The organism is Marinomonas sp. SBI8L, assembly GCF_001624705.1.
Lineage (GTDB): Bacteria > Pseudomonadota > Gammaproteobacteria > Pseudomonadales > Marinomonadaceae > Marinomonas.
In genome coordinates this window covers 380,184-404,786 of sequence record NZ_JSEO01000001.1, presented here as the reverse complement: position 1 = coordinate 404,786, position 24,603 = coordinate 380,184, and the positions used below count along the sequence as shown (strand labels likewise).

Sequence of the window (24,603 nt, the reverse complement as noted above, 5' to 3'; positions counted from 1 at the left end):
CGGCGAATTGTCAGCTAGTGTCAGCCGCTATGTGTCCTGTCACCTAAGTTATTTATTATGAGAAATTAAAGGCTTAAACACAGTATGGAAGGGCAGAGCATGGCGAATTATATTCAGGCATTAAGTTTAACTGGGGTCTTGGTATTAAGTGCTGGGAACACATTGGCAAATGAATACACTGAGAAAGAAGCGTTTGAATGGGAAACTAGCATCGGCTTAGGTTACTTTGTTTCTCAAACACCCTATATAGGTAGCCAGCAAGAGTCTGAAATTACGCCTTATCTTAGCATTAGCTGGGGGCCATTATTTTTTGATGGAGAGTCTTTAGGAGCTTATCTATATGGTGAAGACTCTTGGGGTATTTCAGCCTCTATCAGCTCCGATTCTCTAGGTGATAGTGATAGGGGCGACAGTAAAGCATTGGCAGATATGACGAAGCTATCGGATGTAGTGGTGATGAATCTAACCTTTGAGCAAGAAGCATCTTGGGGTGCGATAGAAGCCACATTAACAACCGATGTGTCGAGCAAACATAAGGGTAACCTTGCTAGCTTGAGTTATAGCTACCCAGTGTATTTAGAGGACTGGAGCCTGATGCCCTTGGTGGGTGCTCAATGGTTTGATAAGAAATCAGCGGCGTATTATTACGGCGTCAAAGCGGAGGATGTAACCGCTTCCAGAGCCTTATATACACCAGATTCTGGGATAAATTACGCAGCTGGTATCAATGCAGAATATGAATTAAATAGCCATAACTCGATTGGATTATCGCTTATTACAACGTTTTATTCTGATGAAATTAAGCAAAGTAGCATAGCGGATAAATCCCATAATACGAGCTTTGGACTGCTTTATTCTTACATGTTTTAAGAGCTTTAAAACTAAAGGTGCCAGTGAATAGAGATAGCGGCGCCACCAAGCTCGCTTTGCGCTATTTTAATCTGACCTTGGCAATCTTTAATCACAAGATCAGCAATAGCCAAGCCTAAACCAAAGCCGCCAGTATTTCTGTTGCGGCTTTTATCTGTTCGATAAAAAGGCTTTAAAATCATGTCTCTTTCATTTTCTGGGATACCAATACCGTCGTCTTCGAAGGTTAGAATAAAGAGATTTGCTTCTTTTCTCGCTGAAATGACGAGCTTTGTGTCTGAGTATTTAATGCCGTTATTGATAATGTTGATTAAGGCTCTGTCTAACAGAGTTTGATTGGCTTGAAGGGTTAAGTCTTCATGGATACTAAGATGAACCTTGTCGTGATTCAGCTTTTGAACCAGAGTTGAGACTTGCTGAGATAAGGAAATATCTTCTTTATCCAGCTCGACTCCTCTTAAGCGTAAACGTGAGATAGTAAGCAATTCTTCCATCAAACTTGAGAGCTCTTCAAGGTCCTGATCCATATCTGCTAATAACTCTAATGACGTAGTGTCCTGCTTCATCTGAATTAGCATATCTAAGGCGAGACGTATTCGCGTGATGGGGATACGAAGTTCGTGGTGTATTGCGCCAGTGAGAATCAGGTTTTCATTGTTCTTCTCTTCGATACTGGCAGCCATATTATTGATGTCTGTTGCCAAATTTTGCACAGCTTGAAGCCTGCTATTAGGCATTCTAAGATCAAAACGGCCAGAGGAGACAGATTTAGCTACTTGGCTAATTTGATTGATATAACGATAAACTAGCCAAGCGATTAAGGTCAGAATTAATGTCATGAAGGCATAAATAATAAAGCGGCCAATGTAATACTTAATCACTATGGCATCTGAGAAACTGTCGTAATAAGTGAATGAAATGGCTTGGTTTTGCAGTGAACTGTCTTTAAACGGGCTAATGATATGCACATGATCCGTTTGGTTTGTGATGTCTAGCGTATCGATATAAGCCTCTAAACTTGCTGTGCTTTTTTGATTTAGAGCGCCAAGTTCTATGATCTGAATTGCCTCAGGGTCATCTTCAATAATGTCGGACCAAAATCGTAAAATACCTTGAGTGTCCTGCGGGTTTTCTAAAATGTCTTTTTCAATTAAAGGCGCCAGTTTTTGCGAATAGGCAAGATACTCTTCACCTGTCTCTTGTTTGTAATAAGATTCGCCCCATTGTTCCACCACAAAGCTAATGAGAAACATGCAACCAAGCACTAAAATGTAGAGTGAGATGACCAATGAGCGCATGGAAAGAGTCTTCCTTTAATCCTGCATAAATAAGTAGCCAAGTTGGCGTAATGTTTTGATGTAATCTGTGCTGATATCTGGTGCTGCTAATTTCTTTCTAAGTTGAGAGATTCGCATATCAATGGATCTGTCTAAGCCATCATATTCTATTCCTCTTAATTGATAGAAAAGGTCATCCCTTTTTATCACTGTACCGGCGCGATTTGCCATGACCCAGAGTAATTCAAATTCAGAACCTGAGAGATCAATCAGGGTGTCATTTCGAGTCACTTGGCGCTTTTTATTATCAATCAGCAAGTCTTTTATTTTTAAAACACTCAATTCTTTGGGGGCTTGTCTGCGCATTAACGCATTGATGCGTGCCAGTAACACATGAGTGCGAATAGGCTTATTTAAAAAATCATCAATGCCTGCGTTTAATGCTGTGACTTCTTGTAGGTCGCCTTCACTGGCTGTCAGCATCAATATGCTGTTTTTAAATGTGGGGCGAATGGCTTCACAAACTTCGAGACCATCCATTTTAGGTAGCATTAAATCTAGAATAATAAGGTCGGGGGAGTGCTGTTGAAGATAGTCAATGGCGGCTTCTCCTGTATCTCGCCAGTCTACTTCAAAGCCTTCTAAGCGAAGAAATTGCATTAATAACTTGGCGATTCTTTGGTCATCTTCAACAATGAGAAGATTAAACTTATCGTTAGTTTTCACCTACTATCCTTACTTTTATGGCTTTCTTTCATTCTGTTAAAGGTGCTGAGCTTATTTAACAGGTGACAGTCATTTTAAGCTTTTTCATCTATTAAAAGTGACAAGCTTACATCAGCTGACAAAATATAAGACTGGCTGACAGCCTTACCTGAGTGAGTTTGTTAAATTTTAGACTGATTTAGACATGATAATCGAAACGATCAAGGCAGTTTAGGATGGGGTTATATAAAAAATTAGGGCTTATGCTCTCAACCGTGACACTGTTTGCATGTAGCGCCACAACAGATAATCAGCAGTCTGTTAGCCAAGGTGCGAAGAATGCCAAAATCAGTGTGCTTGTTATTGGCGCTGGTATGTCTGGTATCAAGGCGGCCAATCAATTAAACCAACAAGGGTTTGATGTCACAGTGCTTGAAGGTAGAGATAGAATTGGTGGGCGTGTCTGGAGTGATGACTCTCTTGGTAGGCCTGTGGATCTTGGCGCCAGTTGGATTCATGGAATAGAAGGTAACCCTATCCATACTTTAGCGAAAGATTTGGGCCTCCCCATGTACGAGTGGGATTATGAAAACCAAGTTACCTATGACATTGATGGTAATGAGACGACAAAAATAGATGATGCTTTAGCAGAGAAGCAAGATAGCTTTTATTTTTGGGCAGCCAAAGCCTTGTTTAATGACAGTGAAGCAAGTGTGCAGGATGCCATTGATGTGGGTGTAAAAAGTGGCGATTTTAACAACTTCAGCCAAGCTGAAGTCGAGTTTTTTGCCAATGCCATGATAGAGCAAGATGCAGCAGCCGATAGCCGAGATATCTCATTGGCAGGTTTATGGAAGGATGAAGGTTTTGATGGCCCAGATGTTATTTTTCCAGAAGGTTATGATGCTTTAGTAAAAGCATTAGCGAGAGGTCTCGATGTTCGCCTAAATACTTGGGTAAGCAGTATTAATTACACCAATAAGCAAGTTGAAGTAGGTACCAGTAATGGTGTGTTTAAAGCGGATCACGTGATAGTGACTGTACCTTTAGGGGTGTTGAAGAAAAACAAAATTGCCTTTGAGCCTCAGTTACCAGAGCAAAAACAAGCGGCGATCAATAGCCTTTCTATAGGGGTACTTAATAAGGTCTATCTAGCCTTTGATGATGTATTTTGGGATAAGGATGTGACCAATCTTGCTAAGGTAAGTGAGCAAAAAGGCCATTGGAGTTACTGGATTAACCTTGAGCCAGCGACAGGTTTACCAATTTTGACTGCATTTAATGTGGCCCAGTATGGCAAAGAAGTTGAGAACTTCTCGAATGAAGAAATCATCAGTTTGGCTATGGGGGAATTAAGAAAGATTTATGGGAAGGATATTCCAGACCCTACAGGCAACATTATTACCCGTTGGAGCCAAGATCCTTTTAGTTATGGTTCTTACTCTTATGTGCCTAAAGGTGTGAGTGCCAGTATGAGGGATAAGTTAGCTGAACCCATGTATGACAAGGTGTTTTTCGCTGGAGAAGCCACCCATGCGAAATATTCTGCCACAGTTCATGGGGCCTATTTATCTGGGGAGAGGGAAGCGAACCGAATTATTTCTATGCATCTTGAGTAGAGCATTATTAAGCATGCATCTATAAAAAGAGCCGCTTGTAGTATGGCCTGTATTGAGTAAAGTGATTGAATACAGGCCTACAAAATTTTATTGGATATAGATTGAATCGCTCCAATAACCAAACGGGGATGCGACTGAATTAGCAGAAACGTTGAAGGTGCCACTTTCTTGGCCACTTAAATTGTATAGATAAGCCCAGCCTGTCACTGTTTCACCTGTTGCACAAACATGCAAATCGGTACCACAGCGATATTGGCTTTGCTCTGGTGTTTTACTAACTCCGTTAAATGTAGCAGAACTAATATTACCGTAACCAAACTGCCATACATAAGCGTATAACTCTGTACCACCATGGTCATTGACTGTGCTGCTTTGGTAGCTTGAAACAGCTTCCCAGCCGCCATAGTTAGTAGAGCCTATGTGACCTATTTCAAAATAAGTAATACCTGTTGCAGGAGCAAAACTTGATAGCGTTTTGGCACCTGTGTCTATGCTGATGTTCGATAGGTCTAATGGTGCGATACCTTTTGGTGCCATTTTGCTCTGATCGGCTATACGTTTTACCACGCCTGCTTCAATATCAGCAGCAATTGCATTTCCTGTCATGCCTGCTGTAATAAGAGCAAGGCTAATAAGTTGCTTTTTCATGTGTTTGAATCCTTTAAAGTAGAATGTTCTCCACCAAGCTATTTACTAAAATTTAAACCTTCTGCTTAGTGATGGCGGCTAGCCTAATGGATTCGGGGCCTTAGCTCTTTAATCTCTTTTAAAGAAGCAGTTTTATCTAAAATGTGGTGAGGGCCTTATCCTATTTGAAAATCGCTTGATTCATTTTGGATGATTAGGCGTGAAACTGAATCAGTTTAAGATGCTTGATTTCTTTGCTAGACTCCAGCCATGCTTATAAACCTCATCACAAATCTTATGCAATCAGCTAGAACGCCCGCATTTTTCTACATGCTTTTGGTGTTTTCAGCCTTGCCTGAATTGAATCTGTCTTATTCCAAATGATTTCGCGGCTAATGTTTAGCCTTTTAAAAATTTAATGAGAAAACATTATGATTCAGGTACAAGATTTACTTACGACAGCAAGACAACTCGAAATAGACACAGACCATTTAGTACGCCAGACAGATAAGCTTACGCAATTGTTATTACGTTTAGGCGAAGGCGTTGAGTATCCCGATGAACTCCACACTCATGCCAGCGAAACCATTCTGGTATTAGAAGGTGAATGTCACCTCATGCTTAAAGAAGACAGTTTAGTATTGAAGCAAGGCCAGCAATTCACCATAGAAGCGAATCTTTTACATAAATTCTTGCCTGAATCTGAAGCCTGTTTGTCGATTATTTTCGAAAAGCAGGATTGATCAAGTTTTCCCTGCTTAAAGTGTCTATTCTGACATCTGAATAGACATCTGTTGATTTAGACGATTAAGTAGGGAATAGGATTATGCATGATGAAAAGCTAGATGATGCACTTAGTTATATTGAATCGCATTTAGATAAAAAGCTTAATGCCGAAGAGATTAGTGCTTTCGTTGGCTTGTCTCAGTTCCACTTTCAACGACAGTTTAGAGCCTATTACGAACTTAATTTTTATGACTTGATAAAGAATTTGAGGCTTAAACGTGCTGCTTATCAGTTGGCTTATCGTGAAGATAAAATTATCGATATTGCTTTAAATGCGCACTATCAGAGTCCTGAAGCTTTTAGTCGGGCTTTTTTGAAGGTGTTTAATCAAACACCAAGTGCATTTAGGCAAGCTGCAGACTGGTCTTTCTGGCAGAAAAATCATCACTTTGCTTTAGCTGATAGGAAAGCTAAGTCGGTTAATCATGCAAGCGCCCCCGTTGAGCTTGTTACGCTTGAAAGTATGACATTAGCTTATTTGAGCCATAAAGGTGATCCTGCTTTATTAGGCCAGACGATACGGGGCTTTATTGATTGGCGTAAAACATCAAGCTTACCACCGAGTAAAAGCCGAACGTTCAATTTGCTTTATCATGACCCTAACACTGTGCCAGCCAGTGAGTTTCGATTCGATATTGCCTGTGAGTATTTTAAGAATTCATTGGACTCCAATAGCATTGAAGCAGGACTAGAATTGAGACGATTAGAACAAGGTCCATTTTTGAAAGTGCGCCACCTTGGTAGTGATGACGAACTTGCAGGTACAATTAGTGATCTTTATCAAGCATGTATTGGACAAGAAGGTTGTGATTTAAGAGACTTTCCTCTTGTGCTTGAAAGAGTCCGCTTCTTTCCTGATGTGTCAGAAAATGAGGCAATAACAGATATTTATTTAGCCGTTCAAACCTCATAACACGCTGCAAGCTCGCTATTTAATCAGGCCTGTACTCTTATCATATGCATTAGGCAATCAAGATAAGAGGTAAACTCGCTAATAAGAGCGCGCCCATGATGAGGTTGTAGCGACGATGAAACGTCGGATCACTCAGTTTATGGGCGACCAATTTACCTATGCTGATCCACATAAAGGTGCCTGGTAGCGTCGCGATTTGATGCAGGATAATTCCCATAAGCGCTGATGGCCAAAAGAGGTCTCCACTTAAGGTAAAGGCGGTGCCTAGGGTGATAAGGGTTGCCCAAGATTTAGGGTTGATCCATTGAAAGCTCGCTGCTTGAAACAGCCCCATAGGCTCACCTTTGTTGGATTCACTAGGTTGCTTGCTAGTCGCTATCTTAATTGACATGTAAACAATATAGCTGGCAGCCAATACAGTGAAAACTTGGTGCAGTACTGGCCACACTTCAAACACTTTACCAAGCCCTAATAAAATACTCAGATGTAAGATGACCATGCCACAACGAATGCCTAGCACGTGAGGCAGTGTCTTTCGCATACCAAAATGCGCACCTGAATGAGCCAGTAATAGGTTGTTTGGACCGGGAGTGACGGTACTAATAAAGCTAAAAACAATGATAGCGGGTGCAAGGCTTAATAGGGCGCTTTCCAAAACTCTCTCCTTAGATAAATTTAAGACAATTAAACAAAAACTTGAAAATTGTATCGATACAATTTATGGTTTGTATTTGTTTTTATAGCTTCTCATGCTACTTATTGAGGGGCAATAAATTTATTGTATGGGTACAAAGTCTGTGTAACTTTAATTCTGTGAGTGCTAGGTGATGAAAAATAACTGGGAAGTGGACAAGAATGCCTTTTTACATGAGTGTAAAAGTGAGCCTAAATATAAGGCGTTAGCAACTTGTATTGAGCATGCGATTCGCTCTGGTGAGCTAAAAGCAAGTGAAAAGCTCCCTGCCCAACGTTGGCTAGCTGACGAACTTGCAGTGACTCATGGCACAGTAACCAGAGCTTATGATCTAGCTGAAAAGCGTGGCTGGGTGACGGCAAAGCTTGGTGCGGGAACCTATGTGAGAGACAGCGCTGTACCTTTGATGCAGGAGACGGGCCCTAAGTTTTATGATTTTGCTTCGAGTATGCAGCCAATGCTGGGGCAACAGGATGTCCTTGCTAAAGCGATGCAAGAGTTAGCCCAAGACCCAGTAGGTTTAGTTGATGTGATGACCTATGCTCATCAAGGTTTACTAAAACATAAACAGCTCTTTTCTAAGTGGTTAGGGACTAAAGGAATTCAAGTAAGGCCAGAAGGCATCATTTTCACTCAAGGGGCGCAACAAGGGATTTTTACTTGTTTGCAAATACTGTGTGAACAAGGGGATGCTGTGATGCATGAAGCCCTTGCATACCCAGGTTTTTTCAAAGCAGCTAAAGCAAATAAGGTGAAAACCTTGGCATTAGATCTCACAGAAGAGGGTGTTGATTTAGTTCAACTAGAAACCTATTGCCAAGCACACACTCCTAAGCTTTTATATCTTACGGCTAACATACAAAATCCTACCAATATTCAATATTCCAAAACACAAAGAGAGCAGATCATTCGGCTTTCAAAGCGCTATGATTTTTATATTGTCGAAGACGATGTAAATTATGTTTTACCTGAAAATTGGTGTTCACCTTTGCAACAAATGGCGAATGATAGGGTCTTTTATCTATCTAGTTTATCCAAATATGTTGCTGGTGGCTTACGTCTCGCTTATGCCTTAGTACCTGAAATCTGGCAGGCGAAATTTAACCAAAGTTTGCATAGCCAGTGTTGGATGAATGCTAGTATGGGAGTGGAAATTGCCTCTCGTTTTATTCTCACCTCGGCTTTTTCTCAAAATCAAAATCGTTTGGCAGAAGAGATGCGTTATCGCCAAAATGCCATGCTTAAGACCTTAAAAAATCTAGGCTTTTCAGCTCGAACAGGTGGTCTCAATGTATGGCTACCTTTGCCCCTCAATATCAATATGCACGCCTTAAATAACGCCTTGTTGCAGCAAAATATAAAAGTAAGAACAGCAGACTTATTTACCGACCAAGACCAATTGCAATTAGTTGAAAATGGCTTACGTTTATCCTTAGGAGGGTTTGATACTAGAGCTGATTTTGACCAAGGTCTTGAAAGACTTGAGCTGGCTATATTAGCGTTTAAGCAAGTACAGGATGTGGTGATTTAGTTAGTAAGTCATTGTTTCTACTAGCATTAAAAATATATAACTAAATATCAGTTATGCAATTTATATTATTCATTTCAGTAATTTGATGTAATATTTTTTATTCATTTCATTTATTACTCTGCTCTTGATTCGTTTCTTGAATGACCGTTTAAGTTTGGGATTAAGTTAGCTATTTTTCTTCAAACTGTTTTTTAATGGCGCTAATTTATCGACTCGATATTAGTGATATTAAATGGCGTTTTAGCGTGATAATTAGTGAGCAGACTTATTGATTTCTTGCAGACGATGACGAAGACAGGCCGAGTGCTTGTTTTCTCAAAATAAAAATAACAAGGAATTATGAATGAAAAATTCTCTTAATAAGCTTTTTAGTTTGGCTGCATCAAGCGTCACTATTATTGGTTCAAGCTTTGTTTTTTCTCCTGCTGTTCACGCAGACTCTATCGATGATTTTAATAATGCTTGGTTGGGTAAAGCCATGGATTATCAAAGGGCATTAGATAATTACGCACCTATTATCGATAACAATATTTTAGGCACACACAACACCTATAACTCAGAGGCTTATACCAGTTGTAATTTCTCTGTAGGGTGCCGTTATCTCGATCCGCAGCAAAAATATTCCATCAGAGATCAGTTAAGAATGGGAGCACGTTTCATTGAAATAGACGTTCATTGGACGACTAAAATGGAAAGCCTGTTCTCTTACCCGAAAAGGCTTCTGATGTGCCACGGGGTTTGTAGTATCAACGACAAATATGCAACCGAAGGGTTTAATGAAATCAAAGATTGGTTAGCAAGCGCAGAGAGCCAAGATGAAGTCCTTATCTTATACATAGAAGATGCGACAGAAGGGCATCATAGTGATTTGTATAGCCAAATGAACGAAAGATTTGGTAATAAAATCTACCCAAGTAATGGTTGTGGTGATATCCCAGATACCTTAACCAAAGCAGATGTTTTAGCTGCTGGTAAGCAGATAATTTTATGGAAAGATAATGGTTGCTCTAGTAATGGTGACTTATCTAATCTTGCTTTTAGTGGGTTAGGTAAAGTAGGGCGTATTTGGGAAGATGCGACGACACTGGGCACGATTAAGGAATTCTTTGAAGGTGGCATTGATAGTTTATCGGCTAATGAAGTCCGTGAAGCTTTTGCAACAGGTGCCAATATTGTCAATTTAGATGACATGGTCATGGATGATGGCCGTATTGAGGCAGCTGTATGGAGTTGGGATAACAATGAACCTAATAACTCAGGCGGCAATCAAGATTGTGCTGTGCAATGGGAAAATGGTCGTTGGGATGATAATGCCTGCTCAGCAAGTTTTGCCTTTGCCTGTGAAGATGCCAGTGGTAACTGGTTTGTTCCGGATAATACCATCGGAGCATGGTCCGATGGGGTGAGTGCCTGTGCCAACTTAGGTGGTACTTTTAGCATGCCAACCAATAGCCAATCTAACCAGAAGCTTAAATTAGCAAAAGAGTCGGTTGGTTATACTCATGTTTGGTTAAACCATACGGATGCAGAAACAGAAGGTCAGTGGTTAGTACAAAGTAAGGTGACTCATTTTTCAGCGCTTACATCTGAATCTTTAAGCTTTAATGCCGGTGGTTTAGTGCTAAAGGCAGGTGAATCTATCGTGACGGATGACAGATTATTGAGCATGCAAGGTGATGGCAATCTCGTTCTTTACAAGTATGGTAATGGTCAAATAGGAAATGCGTTATGGTCTAGCGGAACCAATTGGGGATCAGACTATAAAGTCAGTTTCCAAGGTGACGGTAATTTCGTGATTTATGATGCTAACGGTTCTGCTAAATGGGCCTCTGGTACTAATCCTTCAGGAAGCAAGCTAGCGCTACAAGGAGATGGTAACCTAGTCATCTACTCGGGTACGGGCCAAGCCTTATGGGCGACAGGTACAAACTAGAGAGGTTTTACTGGCTTCTCATAGTGTCGCTTTTTATTGGGCATGATAAGAGGGAATGAATGAGCTCTCTTATCTCTCTTATCTCTCTTATCTCTCTCCTCCCTTTTTAGCCTCTTAGGATGTTTCTTAAGAGGCTTTTTTTGTTTTACCTTTCAACGATCCTTTACGAATAACTCAAGCTTAAGGGTGATTCTTCTTTGTGAAAATTTGATTAGCCGTTTCACAATGTGACTTGATCTAGACTTTCCTGAAAAACCGAATTAACCTGCAAAAATCCAATTTGATTTAAAGCCAGTTACTTTTGTGACTATTCGAACCTTATAGGAGGTATGTTTTAACGAAACTTTTAGGCACAAAACCCTTGTTGCTTTGATTTTAATTAGCTTTGCCCATTGCTCGCCACTGGCACTAGGCCAGAAATGAACAGTTTGCCTCTATGAGAGATTTCCACTTTTTTTATTTTTACAGGAAATGAGGAATGGGTAAGAGAGCGCTGAATGTTAGCGTTTTTATTAGCTTAGTTTTGCCTTGTGATTACAAGGTAAACCCAGCAGTTGAACTGTGACCAAGAGGTTCAGCTGTTTCGTTCTCCATTAGGGAGAGCCTGTTAACCCTAATCAATACGGTGCATCCGGTTGAGCAAGGTTAACACTTTTGTTCTTGGTGACCTTATCGGGTTTTTAGCACGGTTCATCCGGCTAACTATTTGATTAACAATAATATAAAAATAAAAGGAGGGTTCTATGGAACTCTTGTATAAAGTTGAAGATAAGCCACCTGTGGCGACCTCTATCCTTTTGGCTGCCCAGCATTTGCTTGCTGCATTAGGCGCCATTATCGCTGTACCACTTGTTGTTGGCGGTGTCCTCGGTCTTTCTACTTCAGATATGGTGGTATTAGTGAATGCTGCTATGTTGATTTCTGGTGTGGTGACTATTATCCAATGTCGTGGTGCTGGCCCTGTGGGGATACGCTTACCTTGTGTTATGGGTACCAGTTTTACCTTTGTGGGGGTATCTATTGCCATTGGTTTTGAGCATGGGGTTGCTGGGATATTAGGGTCCGCTTTAGTGGCTTCTCTTGTCATGATTATTGGTAGTTTTTTTATGCCAGTGATTCGCAAGCTTTTTCCCCCTGTGGTAACAGGGACTGTGGTGACCTTGATCGGCTTAACCTTGATTCCTGTTGCTGTTGATTGGATTGCAGGTGGTCAAGTAGGGCAAGAAGGTTATGCTTCGATAAGCAACCTTATGATAGGTTTCTTTGTGCTCTTTACTGTGATTGTTCTGTCTCAATTTGGTCGTGGTATTTTTGCTGCATCGGCGGTTGTGATTGGCATAGTATTGGGCTTTATCGCTTGTATCATGCTTGGTTTGGTTGATTTCGCCCCTGTGAAAGAGGCTGAATTGATTGCTTTGCCTAGCCCACTTCACTTTGGTTTAGCCTTTCCTATTAGTGGCATTATTGGTATGTCGATCGCTTATTTTGTCACTATCATTGAATCGACGGGTGATTTCTTAGCCTTATCCGATGTGACGAAAACCAAGCTAACTGGTAAAAAATTGTCTCGCGGTATTTTGTGCGATGGTTTGGGGTCGGCGCTAGCGTCTGTTTTCTCTACCACACCTTTCTCATCTTTCTCGCAGAATGTTGGCATTGTTGGTATGACTGGGGTTGCTAGCCGTTATGTGGTTGCGATTACTGGCTTAATGTTGGTATTGGCTGGACTATTTCCTGTATTAGCGGCTTTGATTGTGATTATTCCTCTGTCTGTATTAGGCGGTGCTGGATTAGTAATGTTCGCTATGATTATTACTGCTGGGGTAAATATTCTGTCTAAAACCGCTCATAGTAAGCGCAATGGCATTATCGTTGCGGTAGGTATTGGCGCTGGAATGGCCGTGACAGTAAGGCCTGAATTATTAGCGAACTTACCTGAATTTATGAAGGTGATTTTTGCTTCAGGTATTACAACAGGTTCCTTGGTCGCATTGGGTTTGAACCTCTTCTTACCAGGACGTGAAGTTGAAGTAACAGAAGACGATGATGCGACTGAATTAGCGCAAGCTTAATTGAGTTAACACTTCTTAGTTACTTTGTTTAAATAAAACACCTTGTTGGCTTAGCTGGCAAGGTGTTTTTCATTGTGTGATCAGACACTTAGTTTTGTTAAACTGCTTGATTCTATTATCTGGGCCTTGCCCTTGTTTGTACCCTTTTAAGGAAGGTGAATGTCTCTTTTTTATAAGGTGGAAGAAAAGCCACCCATATTCACGGCACTAATTTTAGCGGCCCAACACTTGTTAGCGGCATTAGGAGCAATTATTGCTGTGCCTTTAGTGGTGGGTGGTGTGCTGGAATTATCAACTCAAGATAAGGTGGTTTTGGTGAATGCCGCCATGTTGATCTCGGGTGTGGTGACCTTTATTCAATGTAAGGGCGTTGGGTCTTTAGGGATACGTTTGCCCAGTGTTATGGGAACCAGTTTTACCTTTGTAGGCGTATCCATTGCCATAGGACTAGAGCATGGTGTTGAAGGCATTTTAGGCTCTGCACTTGTATCATCTCTAGTGATGATTATTGGCAGCTTTTATATGGCCAGTATTCGAAAGCTCTTTCCGCCTATTGTGACAGGGACAGTTGTGACTCTCATCGGCTTATCTCTTATTCCTGTTGCGGTAGATTGGTTTGCTGGTGGACAAGTAGGGGAGCCAGGTTATGCCACCCTAGATAACCTCACTATTGGCTTTTTAGTCCTTGTTGTGGTGATGGCTCTGTCTCAATGGGGGCGCGGTATTATTTCTGCCTCGGCTGCTTTATTGGGCATGATAATAGGCTTTATTGCCTGCATTTTTATGGGGGTGGTTGATTTTAATCCGGTAAAAGAGGCCGCTTGGGTGGCTTTACCTAGCCCGTTTCATTTTGGTATGAGTTTCCCTGTGAGTGGCATTATTGGAATGTCGATCGCTTATCTGGTGACCACCATAGAGTCTACTGGTGACTTCCTCGCTTTATCTGATGTCACTAACACCAAGCTGACGGGTAAGAAGCTTTCCCGTGGAATTCTATGTGAAGGGCTAGGTTCGGCTTTGGCATCAACCTGTTCTACCACGCCTTTATCTTCTTTCTCTCAAAATGTGGGCATTGTTAGCATGACTGGAGTTGCAAGCCGTCATGTGGTGGCGCTAACAGGGGGGATGTTGGTGCTCGCTGGCTTGTTTCCTGTGCTGGCTGCCTTGGTTGTGATTATCCCTTTACCTGTTTTAGGCGGAGCAGGATTGGTGATTTTCGCCATGATAGTGTCTGGCGGCGTAAAGATATTAGCCAAAACAGAGCAGAGTAAACGTAATAGCGCCATTGTAGCTATGGGGATTTGTGCGGGTATGGCGGTAACCGTAAGGCCTGAGTTGCTGGCGCATTTACCTGAAGTAATGCAGGTTGTCTTGGCGTCAGGCATTACGACAGGCTCTTTGGTGGCACTGGCAATGAACCTTGTGTTACCGGGAAAGCCCTAGTGTAAAAAGCATTAATTAGACTACTTAAGATAAAGAATTAATTAAGTGGCGATAGAATACATGTGTTTGAAATACCCTAAATCTAAATACATGATTTTCTTTACAATAATATCTGGCTATTTAGACTGCGTATTTTTAGTTTCAAAGCAATAGAATAGGTTTTAAATTTCCAATTCTCTGACTCACTTCACAGTCAGTTTAATAATTTTTGCTAAACTTTATATCTGTAGGTGACTAAAAAAGAGTAACTTTTCCCAACTAAACTCTTAAGTTTGGAATGAATGTGGTACCTTTCTTTTCGCTTACTTTACATATGTCTCTTGTTTAATATGCTCTGCATTATTGTTTGGCATTAAGGAGTTAGGATTGGAAACCTTTGTTACTTTATCTGTCATCGTGCTTTTTTGTTCTTTTCTAATTTGGCTGTTGCTAACTTACCGTGTTTTTAAAGTATTGGAATTGAAGTTTCCTAAGGTTTTCGATGCTTTAGGTAGACCAACGCTGCTAAGTTTTAATCCAGTTACCAGTAATCTAACCTTTGTTAAGTTTCTCTTTAAACAGGAGTGGCGTTATTGCAAAGATAAAGAGGTTCAGTGGTTAAGCCGTATTTTGTTGGGCATCATGGTGTTTTTCTTAGCAGGTTTTTTAACTATATTTTTGGCTTTTAGTTTAAATAACGCAAAATAAGTTTTACAAAATTTTGAGTATTAAATTTTAGTTTTATATTTTTAAATTGGTTTGTGATTGAGTGAAAGGGCCTAATCCAGAAGGGGCCGTATTTTAAATAAAAATGCCAGACATAATGTCTGGCCTTTTTTGCTCAACGAGTTTTACATTTTTCCGATAGTAAAGAAAAGTGTCTCGCCAGAGCTGTCATCCACACCGTCATTATCGGTTAGTGCAAAACCTACGCCTTTGCTGTCAATTGCAAAGCCTTCGATCTTGTCAGTAACATAGCCATTACCTTCTTTCAGGTTAGGGATGAAGTCGTGGGCTAACTCTTTTTTAACCAAAGGCATTTTAGAGCCTAATTTGGCTGGTTTTAACTGAGAGACTGCAACCTTGTATAAACGCTTAATTTTTGCGTTGTCATCTATTTGGTTGTCACGCTCTATTATGTATACCCAATCACCGTGAGCCGTGATTTCAGATAAACCAACCCAGCCCTTTTTGCTTTCTTGTGTAGGATAGCGAACCGCACCCCATTCTTTGGTTTTAGTGTTATATGAAACCAGCTTGGTGGTGTTTTTTGGGTCATCCTTCCATTGACGTTGAATCGCAATCCATAGGGTATCGCCTATTCGGGTAATGCCTTCAGCACCAAAACGCTTTTCAACTGCTAGTAGCTCAGCTGGGAAAGGGATTTCTTTTTTGATTTCACCTTTTTTGTTGATGTTGTAAATCGCATGGGGTGTTAAACGATCTGTACGACCTTCAGACGCTACCCAGAAACCACCTTTACCATCATTTGTGATCCCTTCAAGGTCAAGCTTTTGAGCAGGTAAACCGTCTCTTAAAACTGGTAGGGCGCTGATGATTTTTGCCGGTGTCGTGTTTGCATCTATAGTGAAGATACTTGCTTGGTTACGATAAAAACTATCGTTAACAGCATAGAATTTTTTGCTCTGCTTGGTATCACTAACAAGGCCAGATAATGCGCCCCAACCAAGAGGACGGTCACCATTCATCACAGATTCAATTTGCGGATAGGCTGCTGCGTTTTGGCTACGTTGGTAGATCATCACGTGAGAGCGAGGGCCTTTATCTTCGATTAAGTCTTTTTCGTTCGCTGTGACAAATAGGTTACGACCAGGAATCGCAATGGCTCCTTCTGGTGCAATACCTGAAGGTAAAAGTTGTACAAACTCAGGTTTAGCACCTGTATCTTTATAAACACCCACAAGGCCAGCACGTTCTGCTAACACAAAAATATAGGTCTCACCGTTAAAGCTAGCCACTTCAAGGCCTTCAGGCTCTACACCTTTATTACCTGAGCGTTTATCAGGATAGTGACCTGCCATTGCCATGCGATACTCAAGCTCTAAGCCTGACTCAAATAACACATCACCTTGTTTATTAAAGATGGTGAAGCCACGGGATCCACCTTCAAAATCACCTTCGTTGGCGGTAACAAAGCGATCATTATCTAGCCATTGAACCGCATCAGGTTCACGCTTTCTTTGTACTTGTTGGCCATCAAATGTCAGGGCTCTTTCTTCTTTCAGGTCAACATTGTTAAGGTTTACAGCACCTGCAGGGAAGTGTGACAAGATCTTACCGCTTGCAGCGTCAACAACAACGAGATGGTTGTTTTCTTGTAGTGTCACTACGATTTCGTTGGCGTCATTAAAGTCAACAAATTCAGGCTCTGGATCGGTAGGGGCAACTTTTGCTAGACCTCTAAGGTCTACCATTTTCTTCTGAGTGCATACTGGTAAACCTTGATCTAGTGGCAAAATGACAAGGTTACCTGCAGGATATTGTGGCATGGCGCCATCGTTTAGGTCTTCATCACGTTCGTTTTCAATGGCGATGGCAACAAACTTCTCATCTTTAGATACTGCGACTGAGTCTGGTTGGCCGCCAAGGTCACAAGATCTTATTTCTTTATGGGTGTTTAGATCAATCGCGCTAATTTTACCACTTGGCGCCGTGTAACTTGCTGAGGTGTTAACCCCAGTTAAAGCATACTTTTTTGTAGTTGAAACCGATGTCGGTTCGCCATCAAGGGCAAGAAAACCAGCGGCCTTTGGTGCATTAGCGTTTTTGATATCAATAAAGCCAAGACCACCTAATGGGCTATCAGAATAAATTAAGGTGTTGCCATCTTTACTTGCTGTAATGATTTCTGCTGATGTTTCTGTGCTTTGTGCAAGATGAGTTGGTAGGTTGTCTTTAACCGACCAAGTCGCGATACGGTTAAATGATTCAGCTTGAGCTGAGCCCATCGCTGAGATAATAGCTAAACCCAATAGGGTTTTAGGTAAATGTTTCATTGCACGTTTTTGAGACAGCAAAGTGGTTTTCATTCTAACCTCTTGTTAACAAGTTATGGCTTTATGTGATTTGGTTAGATTAGATAGTGCCGATTTATTATGACTGATTTAGTGCAAACATATGACGGTTAGATGTCAGTTTTTTGAAAGGGGGCTCAAAGGCCCAATATGTGTGCTTTATAAGCAAGTTCTTAATTAACGGGTTTAGGGTTTAAGTAGAAATTAAGTGATGATTTAGCAAAAAATCTAATCACAAAGAAAAATGAGTTATTCGTAAACAGGCTTCTCATGAACCGGTATATTTAAAAAAGACATGATTTTATCTTTTTCCCAATTGGCATCTTTTTGTCCTAACTCAATCAGGCTACGGCAATAATCTTTAGTGAAAAGAAGGTAGCTTGCCGCCGAACTTCCACCGGCTTTAGGGGTAGCACCAATAGAGCTCATGACATATTTCAAGCTGCGAGGTAGATCCGAATAATGCTGTGCGGCTAATTGGTCTAATTCGACAGAGGGCGAAATGATTAAGGTATCAATCGGCTCGTAATTACTCTGAGGTTGATTCATGCTCAGCTGGTTTATGCGTTCTAGCTGCTGAATATCATCTTCAAGATTATCAATGAAAGCACTGTTAAGTAGTTGGCCAGTGATTTGAGCAATAGACGGAGGGTGAGGTCTGGCCATTTCGTTGTGCCAATGTTTTGGTGCACGATTACCACTGACACCAATAATCATGACCTTCTTAGCGCCTAAGTGAAGTGCAGGGCTAATAGGAGATTGTTGTCTCATTGCGCCATCGGCAAAATAATGTTCCCCAATTTTTTGAGCAGGGAAAATAGTCGGTATGGCGCTGGAGGCGAGTAAGTGGTTATAAGTTAGTCTGCTTCTTAACCCCAGGTTACGGTTGTTTTCCCAGTTCTCAAGGCTTGAAGTCCCCTGAAAAAAGCTAGTGGTTTTACCTGAGCTATAGCTCATGGCTGTGATGCTAAGGGCACGTAAATGCTTTCTATGAATGCAAGTGTTGATACGATCAAGATCTAAAAAACGCTGTAATAATTGCCTAAGCGGCTGATTGTTGAGCAAAGAAAGTTGTTGTTTTGGGTTACCCTGTTGAAATAAAGACAACAGAATCCGACTCACAGAAGACATCATAGATAGAGAATCCACATGATAAATCTGATCCGGTGATAAATGGCGCCAAAGATAGGCCAGCTTACTGATTGCCCGAGTAAAGTTATCAGCATTAGATGCCAACATGGCGGCGTTAAGTGCGCCGGCAGAGGTACCACATAGGATAGGAAAGGGGATACTGGAGTGTTTAGGCATCATCTTACCTATTGCTGATAAAACGCCAACTTGATAAGCCGCTCTAGCGCCGCCGCCAGAGAGAATTAAAGCGGTATGATTTTGTTTCATCACAGCGTCTCCTTCCTTTTAGTCATTTAAGCATATGCTAGAGATAGGCAAGCCTCAATAACGTTTTTTGTAACTCACTTATTAATTTTGTTTATGAATCAAGCAAATGGCTACAGGTTGTTGGTTTTTTGCTAGCTTAAGGAAGCGCTGGATAAATTTAATTAAGATAATTTGTGCTATACAAAAGAAAGAAGAAGAAAAAGGTAAATTATAGTTATTACTTATAGTTATTATTAACAATATCAACATAATGTAAATGGACTAATTGTTTCAGTTACGAGACAATGTTACTAAATGATTGACAAAACACGAGTAAATCCTATGGAAAACCAAGTCAGTAATAAAAATAATGTTGTCATCAGTGGAGTTGGCCTTTGGACGCCAGCTAATACAATTACCAATGAAGAATTAGTCGACAGTTATAATGCTTGGGCAACGCAATACAATATTGATCATGCCGCCCAAATCGAAGCCGATGAATTAAGTCCAAAACCTTTATCAAGCGCTGCGTTTATTGAAAAAGCATCAGGTATCAAAAGCCGTTATATTTATTCAAAAGAAGGTGTATTAGATATCAATCGTATGCGACCTAAGCTTGAAGCGAGAGGGGATGATGAATTCTCCCATCAAGCTGAAATGGCGGTTGCAGCAGCAGAGAAAGCCTTACTTGCGGCAAATAAAACGCCAGCTGATGTTGATATGGTCATTGTTGCCTGTGCTTATACTGAGCGTTCTTATCCTGCTATCGCGATTGAAGTGCAAGCAAAACTCGGTATTCAAGGTTTTGGGTTTGATATGTTAGTGGCATGTTCGGCTGCAACCTTTGGTTTGCAGCGTGCCCATGATTCGGTTGCGGCGGGTAGTGCTAAATGTGTGCTTGTTATAAACCCAGAATTAACTTCTCCTCAAGTGAACTACACAGATAGAGATTCGCACTTTATCTTTGGTGATGTTGCCACAGCGGTCGTTGTTGAAACCGCTGGGACTTGTCAATCTGAACATAGCTTTGATGTATTAGGTACACGTTGCGTAACCTCTTACTCAAATAATATTCGTTCAAATTTTGGTTATGTTGCGAGAGTCACAGATGAAGACCCATTCGCGACAGATAAGCTTTTTCATCAAAATGGCCGTAAAGTCTTTAAAGAAGTCTGTCCAATGGCGGCAGAGCATATCGAGAGTCACTTAAATGACGTGGGTGTGCAAGTTTCCCAATTGAGACGTTGGTGGCTACATCAGGCTAATATCAATATGAATTTATTGATCAGCAAACGCTTATTAGGCAGAGATGCCACAGCTGATGAAGCCCCTGTAGTATTGGATACCTTTGCCAATACGGCTTCTGCAGGTTCAATTATTGCTTTTGCGAAAAATCACGAAGACTTGATAAAAGATGATATTGGTGTGATTTGTTCTTTTGGTGCTGGTTACTCTATTGGTAGTTTGGTTCTTAAAAAACGTTAATCATTCTTTTCTTTGTTTAAAAAACCACCTTGATGCAAATCAAGGTGGTTTTTTTTTGATGTTTAACTGTAAGGAGATGAAATAATAAACATAAATCTAAATGAGAATGATTCTTGAAATCATTTAAAGTTTGACGTATATTTTATTTATCGCATAGGAGAGTGCCTCTGATTTGGACTCTGCTATCAAAAATAAAACATTGGTAACGCTTGGAGGTGTATAGAGATGGGAACTTCAAATAACAAGCAGGATGAAGTTGGCTTTGTTGTCTTGAGTAATCTTAATGAGCAGTACAGCTTATGGCCAAAGTTACAGGATATTCCTATGGGATGGTATCTAGAATACGGTCCTGGAGATCGTGACACCTGTATTGATTATATTGATCGCCATTGGGCCCAGCCTAAATCTCTAGTGAAATAAAGTATGAATTAGGAGAAATAGATAGGGCGGTTTTTGCTTGAATCTTTCAAGTGCGCAATTGTCTCTTTTGTTTTTCACTTGTACTTAGTTGCCAGTTTAACGTCATTTAATCGATGAATTAGTGCTTTTTAGAAATAAAAAACAATAAGGAATCAAATATCATTTTCATGGAGACAGGGATGAACAACAGCTCTAATCAAACTTCAGCTTCTGAATTATCAGATACTGAAGAGTTAGCTGACTATTTGTATATGTCAGCTCATAAGAGCATAAGGGCAAAGGGACAGTTAGTTAAAGTTTCTACCCCAGCATTTGGTGAAGAAAGCGAAAGAGGAAGATTTCAACGTGTTGTCAGTCAGGCCTTTGATAAGGCTCGTGAACTTGGCCAAGAGAACCCAATTCTCATTGGCGCTATTCCATTTGATTTAAACCAAGAGTCATGTCTTTACGTACCAAGTGAGTATGAATTTTTTGACCGTGACGACTTGCTTAAACAAGAAGAAGATTCAAGTTCAGGCTATTCAAACCTGATTGAAATGGCAAAGAGTATTCCTGATGAAATCACCTTTAAACGTGGTGTAAAACAGGCCATTGCTAACTTTGAGCACAGTGATATTCAAAAAGCTGTTTTATCTCGTGTATACGAAGTTAAGACGAAAGAGCCTGTTAATACGCAAAAAGTAATAAAAAACCTGCTAAGCCAAAATCCCGCTGGTTACCATTTTAAAATCCCTCTGAATGAAAGCACAGATTTAATTGGCGCAAGCCCAGAGCTACTTCTCAGAAAAGAAGGTATGCGTGTCTTTTCTAATCCGCTTGCTGGCTCGGCTAAGCGAATGGCGGACAAAGAAATAGATGAACAACATGCTTATGATCTTAAGCATTCTCAAAAAGACAATTTTGAACATAAGTTGGTGATTGATGATGTTCGCAATGTATTAGCACCTTATTGCGACACGCTAGATGCGCCATATGAACCTGAGTTAATGAGCACTTCACGCATGTGGCATTTATCAACTCAAATTAAAGGCGAGCTAAAGCAGGCAGATGAATCTGTTTTGACTTTAGCTTGCCAGTTACATCCAACACCGGCTGTGTGTGGTTATCCTACTCGATTAGCAAAAAAGTTGATTGACCTGGTAGAGCCTTTCGAGCGTGGTTTATTTACTGGCATGGTCGGTTGGTGTGATGCACAAGGTAATGGTGAATGGGTCGTGACGATACGTTGCGGTACGGTTTCCCATAATGAAGTAAGGCTGTTTGCAGGGGCAGGAATTGTTGAAGCGTCCAGCCCTGATGCTGAATGGTTAGAAACTCAAGCTAAGTTAGCAACCATGATGGACGCCTTTGGTTTTCATAAAACCGAGGTGGGTGGAGGAGAAGGGTTATGAGCATTGCCTATAGTCGTTGGCCAAAGAATTTTGAAGAAGCTTATCGTAAAGCGGGATATTGGAGCGATGAGCCACTAACCCAAATGATTGAAGATCAAGTGGAAAGCAATCCTAATAGTGTCGCGATTATAGATGGTGAAAGACAAGTAACCTATCTCGAACTTGATCAAATGGCTAATACCCTTGCTATCTATTTAGATCAGCAAGGCGTTAAGCGGTTTGATACGGCGCTTGTTCAGCTGCCTAATTGTTTAGAGTTTTATGTGACATATTTTGCATTATTAAAGCTAGGTGTGGCGGCGGTTAATGCTTTTTTTCATCAGCAGGCGCTGGAAATTAGTGCTTATGTTGAGCAGTTAGCGCCGAGTTTATTAATTGTTTCACCAGAGCATGAATTGTTTGCTAACCAAGAGTTTGTTTCTGGTTTAAAAACGGCTTCAACAAGTATAGAGACTATCCTTTCTTTAAAAGCCTGTGACTATGCCGTTTCTATGCAGGATATTCTCTATTCTGCGGATCATAAGAAAATTGAAAACCCGAGTTTTGATCAGGCATCTGATGCTGATGAAGTGGCTTTTTTTCAGCTATCGAGCGGTAGTACAGGCCTCTCAAAGCTCATTCCAAGAACCCATAATGATTATCTTTATAGTGTTAGAAAGAGTGTTGAGGTGTGTGGGCTTGACCAAGATACACGGTATTTGTGTGCTTTACCAATTCAACATAATTTTCCAATGAGTTCACCAGGGGCCTTAGGCGTATTTTATGCTGGGGCTACTTTGATTATTGCTCAGTCATCGGAGCCAATACATTGCTTTGAGCTTATTAGTAAGCATCAAGTCAATATGACAGCCTTAGTGCCGCCAGCGGTTGCTTTGTGGTTAGATGCAGCACCTGAACATCAAGCCAAGTTAAAAAGCTTAAAGTTACTTCAAGTGGGCGGTGCAAGCTTTGCAGAAGCGCAAGCGAGATTAGTGCCGCAAGTATTAGGTTGTCAGTTACAGCAGGTCTTTGGAATGGCTGAAGGTCTGGTGAATTATACGCGCTTAGATGAAGAGCTTAATTACACGACACAGGGTCGGCCTATGAGTGAAGCTGACGAAGTTAGAGTGGTGAATCAGGCGTGTCAGGAAGTCGCTGTGGGTCAAATTGGTATGTTAATGACACGCGGCCCTTATACCTTTAGAGGCTACTTTAATAGCCCTGAATATAACCAGAGTTCCTTTGATGCTGAAGGCTTTTATTGCTCTGGCGATCTTGTGCAACAGGATGCTCTGGGAAATATAAAAGTAGTAGGTAGGGTGAATGAGCAAATTAAACGAGGCCATGAAACGCTTGCTTTACATGAGGTAGAGAACCTTTTGCTGAAACATGAGGCTATCTCGCAAGTGGCATTAGTTGCTGTGCCTGATGCTGAGTTAGGTGAAAAAAGCTGTGCTTTTCTGGTGTTAAAAAATAAAGATATTAAGCCCTTGGTTATTCGTAAACACCTTGTGTCTTTAGGGATAGGAAAAGACAGTTTGCCTGATGCGTTTCAATGTTTGTCAAACATGCCATTAACGCCAGTGGGCAAAATTGATAAACAGGCGTTAAAAACTCAAGCACTAAAAGTTATTTAATTTTAAATGACGTAAAAGATTGAGCTGAGTCAGAAAGGCTTAGTGTGAGTAGAAGGCAAATATGAAGTTTAAAGGTAAAACGGTTTGGGTAACGGGGGCCGCTCAAGGTGTCGGTTTATGTATTGCGCAAATGCTGCATGAACAAGGCGCTAAGTTGATAGCCTTGGATAAGGCTTTTCATGGGGTACGCAAAAGCGATTTTGATCAAGACTATGGCTTTGTTGTTCAAGCCTTGGATATTAGTGATGCTGAGGCGGTGAGTCGCGTCGTTTCGACCTTGCTTAAAAATCATGATATTGATGTTTTAATTAATGCTGCTGGTATTTTGCGTCTGGGTGAAACCAATGAAATATCTCAACAAGACTGGCAAACCTGTTTTGATGTGAATGTATCTGGTGTTTTTTATTTGATGCAGGCGTTAATGCCAGAATTTAAAGCTCAAAAATCAGGTGCGATTGTCAATATTGCCTCTAATGCAGGCCATGTTCCTCGTAAAGGTATGCTGGCTTACAGTGCCTCTAAAGCGGCTTTGATCAGTTTGAGTCACAATTTAGCGTTAGAGCTAGCACCTTACTCAGTAAGATGTAATTGTGTATCACCAGGATCAACTGATACGCCTATGTTACAGGCAATGCTTAAAGATAAAGCGGCATATGCTGCCACTATTTTTGGGCAAGCAGATCGTTTCAAACTAGGTATTCCACTTAATAAAATCGCGCAGGTTGAAGAGGTAGCAAATACGGCACTTTTCTTAGCATCTGACTTGGCGTCCCATATCACAATGCAAGATATTGTCGTGGATGGCGGTGCAACCTTAGGGGCTTAATCGT

General features: G+C 40.9%; 20 protein-coding genes. 14 read left to right on the top strand and 6 right to left on the bottom strand.

The window, feature by feature from the left end; genetic code table 11:
* Positions 1 to 99: 99 nt before the first annotated feature.
* Complete coding sequence (locus tag OA91_RS01685) at positions 100 to 870, top strand: MipA/OmpV family protein (RefSeq protein WP_197477695.1); 771 nt, start codon at positions 100 to 102, stop codon at positions 868 to 870.
* 11 nt (positions 871 to 881) lie between these two features.
* Here the strand turns inward: OA91_RS01685 and OA91_RS01680 are convergent, their stop codons facing one another.
* On the bottom strand, positions 882 to 2,168 hold the full coding sequence (locus OA91_RS01680; protein WP_063337763.1) for an ATP-binding protein: 1,287 nt from the start codon (positions 2,166 to 2,168) through the stop codon (positions 882 to 884).
* Positions 2,169 to 2,183: 15 nt separating this feature from the next.
* Complete coding sequence (locus OA91_RS01675; RefSeq protein WP_063337762.1) at positions 2,184 to 2,873, bottom strand: response regulator transcription factor; 690 nt, start codon at positions 2,871 to 2,873, stop codon at positions 2,184 to 2,186.
* Between the two features lie 215 nt (positions 2,874 to 3,088).
* On the opposite strand from OA91_RS01675, the gene OA91_RS01670 reads away from it, so the two are divergent.
* Complete coding sequence (locus OA91_RS01670) at positions 3,089 to 4,471, top strand: flavin monoamine oxidase family protein (RefSeq protein WP_063337761.1); 1,383 nt, start codon at positions 3,089 to 3,091, stop codon at positions 4,469 to 4,471.
* Positions 4,472 to 4,558: 87 nt separating this feature from the next.
* Here OA91_RS01670 and OA91_RS01665 read toward each other — a convergent pair whose 3' ends face one another.
* Positions 4,559 to 5,119, bottom strand: a complete 561-nt coding sequence (locus OA91_RS01665) for a DUF4879 domain-containing protein (RefSeq protein WP_197477694.1) — start codon at positions 5,117 to 5,119, stop codon at positions 4,559 to 4,561.
* A gap of 410 nt (positions 5,120 to 5,529) precedes the next feature.
* Between OA91_RS01665 and OA91_RS01660 the strand changes: the two genes are divergently transcribed.
* Positions 5,530 to 5,841, top strand: a complete 312-nt coding sequence (locus OA91_RS01660) for a cupin domain-containing protein (protein ID WP_046018340.1) — start codon at positions 5,530 to 5,532, stop codon at positions 5,839 to 5,841.
* A gap of 83 nt (positions 5,842 to 5,924) precedes the next feature.
* Positions 5,925 to 6,797, top strand: a complete 873-nt coding sequence (locus OA91_RS01655) for an AraC family transcriptional regulator (RefSeq protein WP_063337760.1) — start codon at positions 5,925 to 5,927, stop codon at positions 6,795 to 6,797.
* Between the two features lie 49 nt (positions 6,798 to 6,846).
* Here OA91_RS01655 and OA91_RS01650 read toward each other — a convergent pair whose 3' ends face one another.
* Entirely contained in the window at positions 6,847 to 7,452 is a 606-nt protein-coding gene (locus OA91_RS01650; protein WP_082827734.1) for a LysE family translocator, read from the bottom strand.
* A 172-nt stretch (positions 7,453 to 7,624) separates the two neighbouring features.
* Between OA91_RS01650 and OA91_RS01645 the strand changes: the two genes are divergently transcribed.
* The 5 genes from OA91_RS01645 to OA91_RS01625 all read left to right on the top strand — a co-directional run bounded on the left by OA91_RS01645 (position 7,625) and on the right by OA91_RS01625 (position 15,157).
* Entirely contained in the window at positions 7,625 to 9,022 is a 1,398-nt protein-coding gene (locus OA91_RS01645) for an aminotransferase-like domain-containing protein (RefSeq protein ID WP_063337758.1), read from the top strand.
* 343 nt (positions 9,023 to 9,365) lie between these two features.
* Positions 9,366 to 10,955: a lectin-like protein gene (locus OA91_RS01640; RefSeq protein ID WP_082827733.1), complete on the top strand. Its 1,590-nt coding sequence runs from the start codon at positions 9,366 to 9,368 to the stop codon at positions 10,953 to 10,955.
* Between the two features lie 743 nt (positions 10,956 to 11,698).
* The gene (locus tag OA91_RS01635) at positions 11,699 to 13,027 is read left to right on the top strand and encodes a nucleobase:cation symporter-2 family protein (protein WP_063337757.1); all 1,329 of its coding nucleotides are present in this window, start codon (positions 11,699 to 11,701) and stop codon (positions 13,025 to 13,027) included.
* Between the two features lie 159 nt (positions 13,028 to 13,186).
* On the top strand, positions 13,187 to 14,470 hold the full coding sequence (locus OA91_RS01630) for a nucleobase:cation symporter-2 family protein (RefSeq protein ID WP_063337756.1): 1,284 nt from the start codon (positions 13,187 to 13,189) through the stop codon (positions 14,468 to 14,470).
* Positions 14,471 to 14,836: 366 nt separating this feature from the next.
* Entirely contained in the window at positions 14,837 to 15,157 is a 321-nt protein-coding gene (locus tag OA91_RS01625) for a hypothetical protein (protein ID WP_046018348.1), read from the top strand.
* 143 nt (positions 15,158 to 15,300) lie between these two features.
* On the opposite strand, the gene OA91_RS01620 is transcribed toward OA91_RS01625, so the two are convergent.
* Both OA91_RS01620 and OA91_RS01615 read right to left on the bottom strand, forming a co-directional pair.
* A complete protein-coding gene (locus OA91_RS01620; RefSeq protein WP_231870283.1) occupies positions 15,301 to 17,499 on the bottom strand; it encodes an esterase-like activity of phytase family protein in 2,199 nt (732 codons plus the stop codon).
* A gap of 234 nt (positions 17,500 to 17,733) precedes the next feature.
* A complete protein-coding gene (locus tag OA91_RS01615; protein ID WP_046018349.1) occupies positions 17,734 to 18,882 on the bottom strand; it encodes a patatin-like phospholipase family protein in 1,149 nt (382 codons plus the stop codon).
* Between the two features lie 294 nt (positions 18,883 to 19,176).
* Here OA91_RS01615 and OA91_RS01610 point away from each other — a divergent pair, with 294 nt between their 5' ends.
* The 5 genes from OA91_RS01610 to dhbA all read left to right on the top strand — a co-directional run bounded on the left by OA91_RS01610 (position 19,177) and on the right by dhbA (position 24,599).
* Positions 19,177 to 20,346 (top strand): beta-ketoacyl-ACP synthase III, encoded by a 1,170-nt coding sequence (locus tag OA91_RS01610; protein ID WP_231870282.1) that lies wholly within the window; start codon positions 19,177 to 19,179, stop codon positions 20,344 to 20,346.
* Positions 20,347 to 20,571: 225 nt separating this feature from the next.
* Complete coding sequence (locus OA91_RS01605; protein WP_046018351.1) at positions 20,572 to 20,766, top strand: MbtH family NRPS accessory protein; 195 nt, start codon at positions 20,572 to 20,574, stop codon at positions 20,764 to 20,766.
* Positions 20,767 to 20,945: 179 nt separating this feature from the next.
* On the top strand, positions 20,946 to 22,157 hold the full coding sequence (locus OA91_RS01600; protein WP_197477693.1) for an isochorismate synthase: 1,212 nt from the start codon (positions 20,946 to 20,948) through the stop codon (positions 22,155 to 22,157).
* Positions 22,154 to 23,773, top strand: coding sequence for a (2,3-dihydroxybenzoyl)adenylate synthase (locus OA91_RS01595; protein WP_063337753.1), 1,620 nt, complete (start codon positions 22,154 to 22,156; stop codon positions 23,771 to 23,773). Before OA91_RS01600 ends, OA91_RS01595 begins: the two co-directional genes overlap by 4 nt.
* Positions 23,774 to 23,834: 61 nt before the next feature.
* A complete protein-coding gene (dhbA, locus tag OA91_RS01590) occupies positions 23,835 to 24,599 on the top strand; it encodes a 2,3-dihydro-2,3-dihydroxybenzoate dehydrogenase (RefSeq protein WP_063337752.1) in 765 nt (254 codons plus the stop codon).
* Positions 24,600 to 24,603 lie beyond the last annotated feature (4 nt).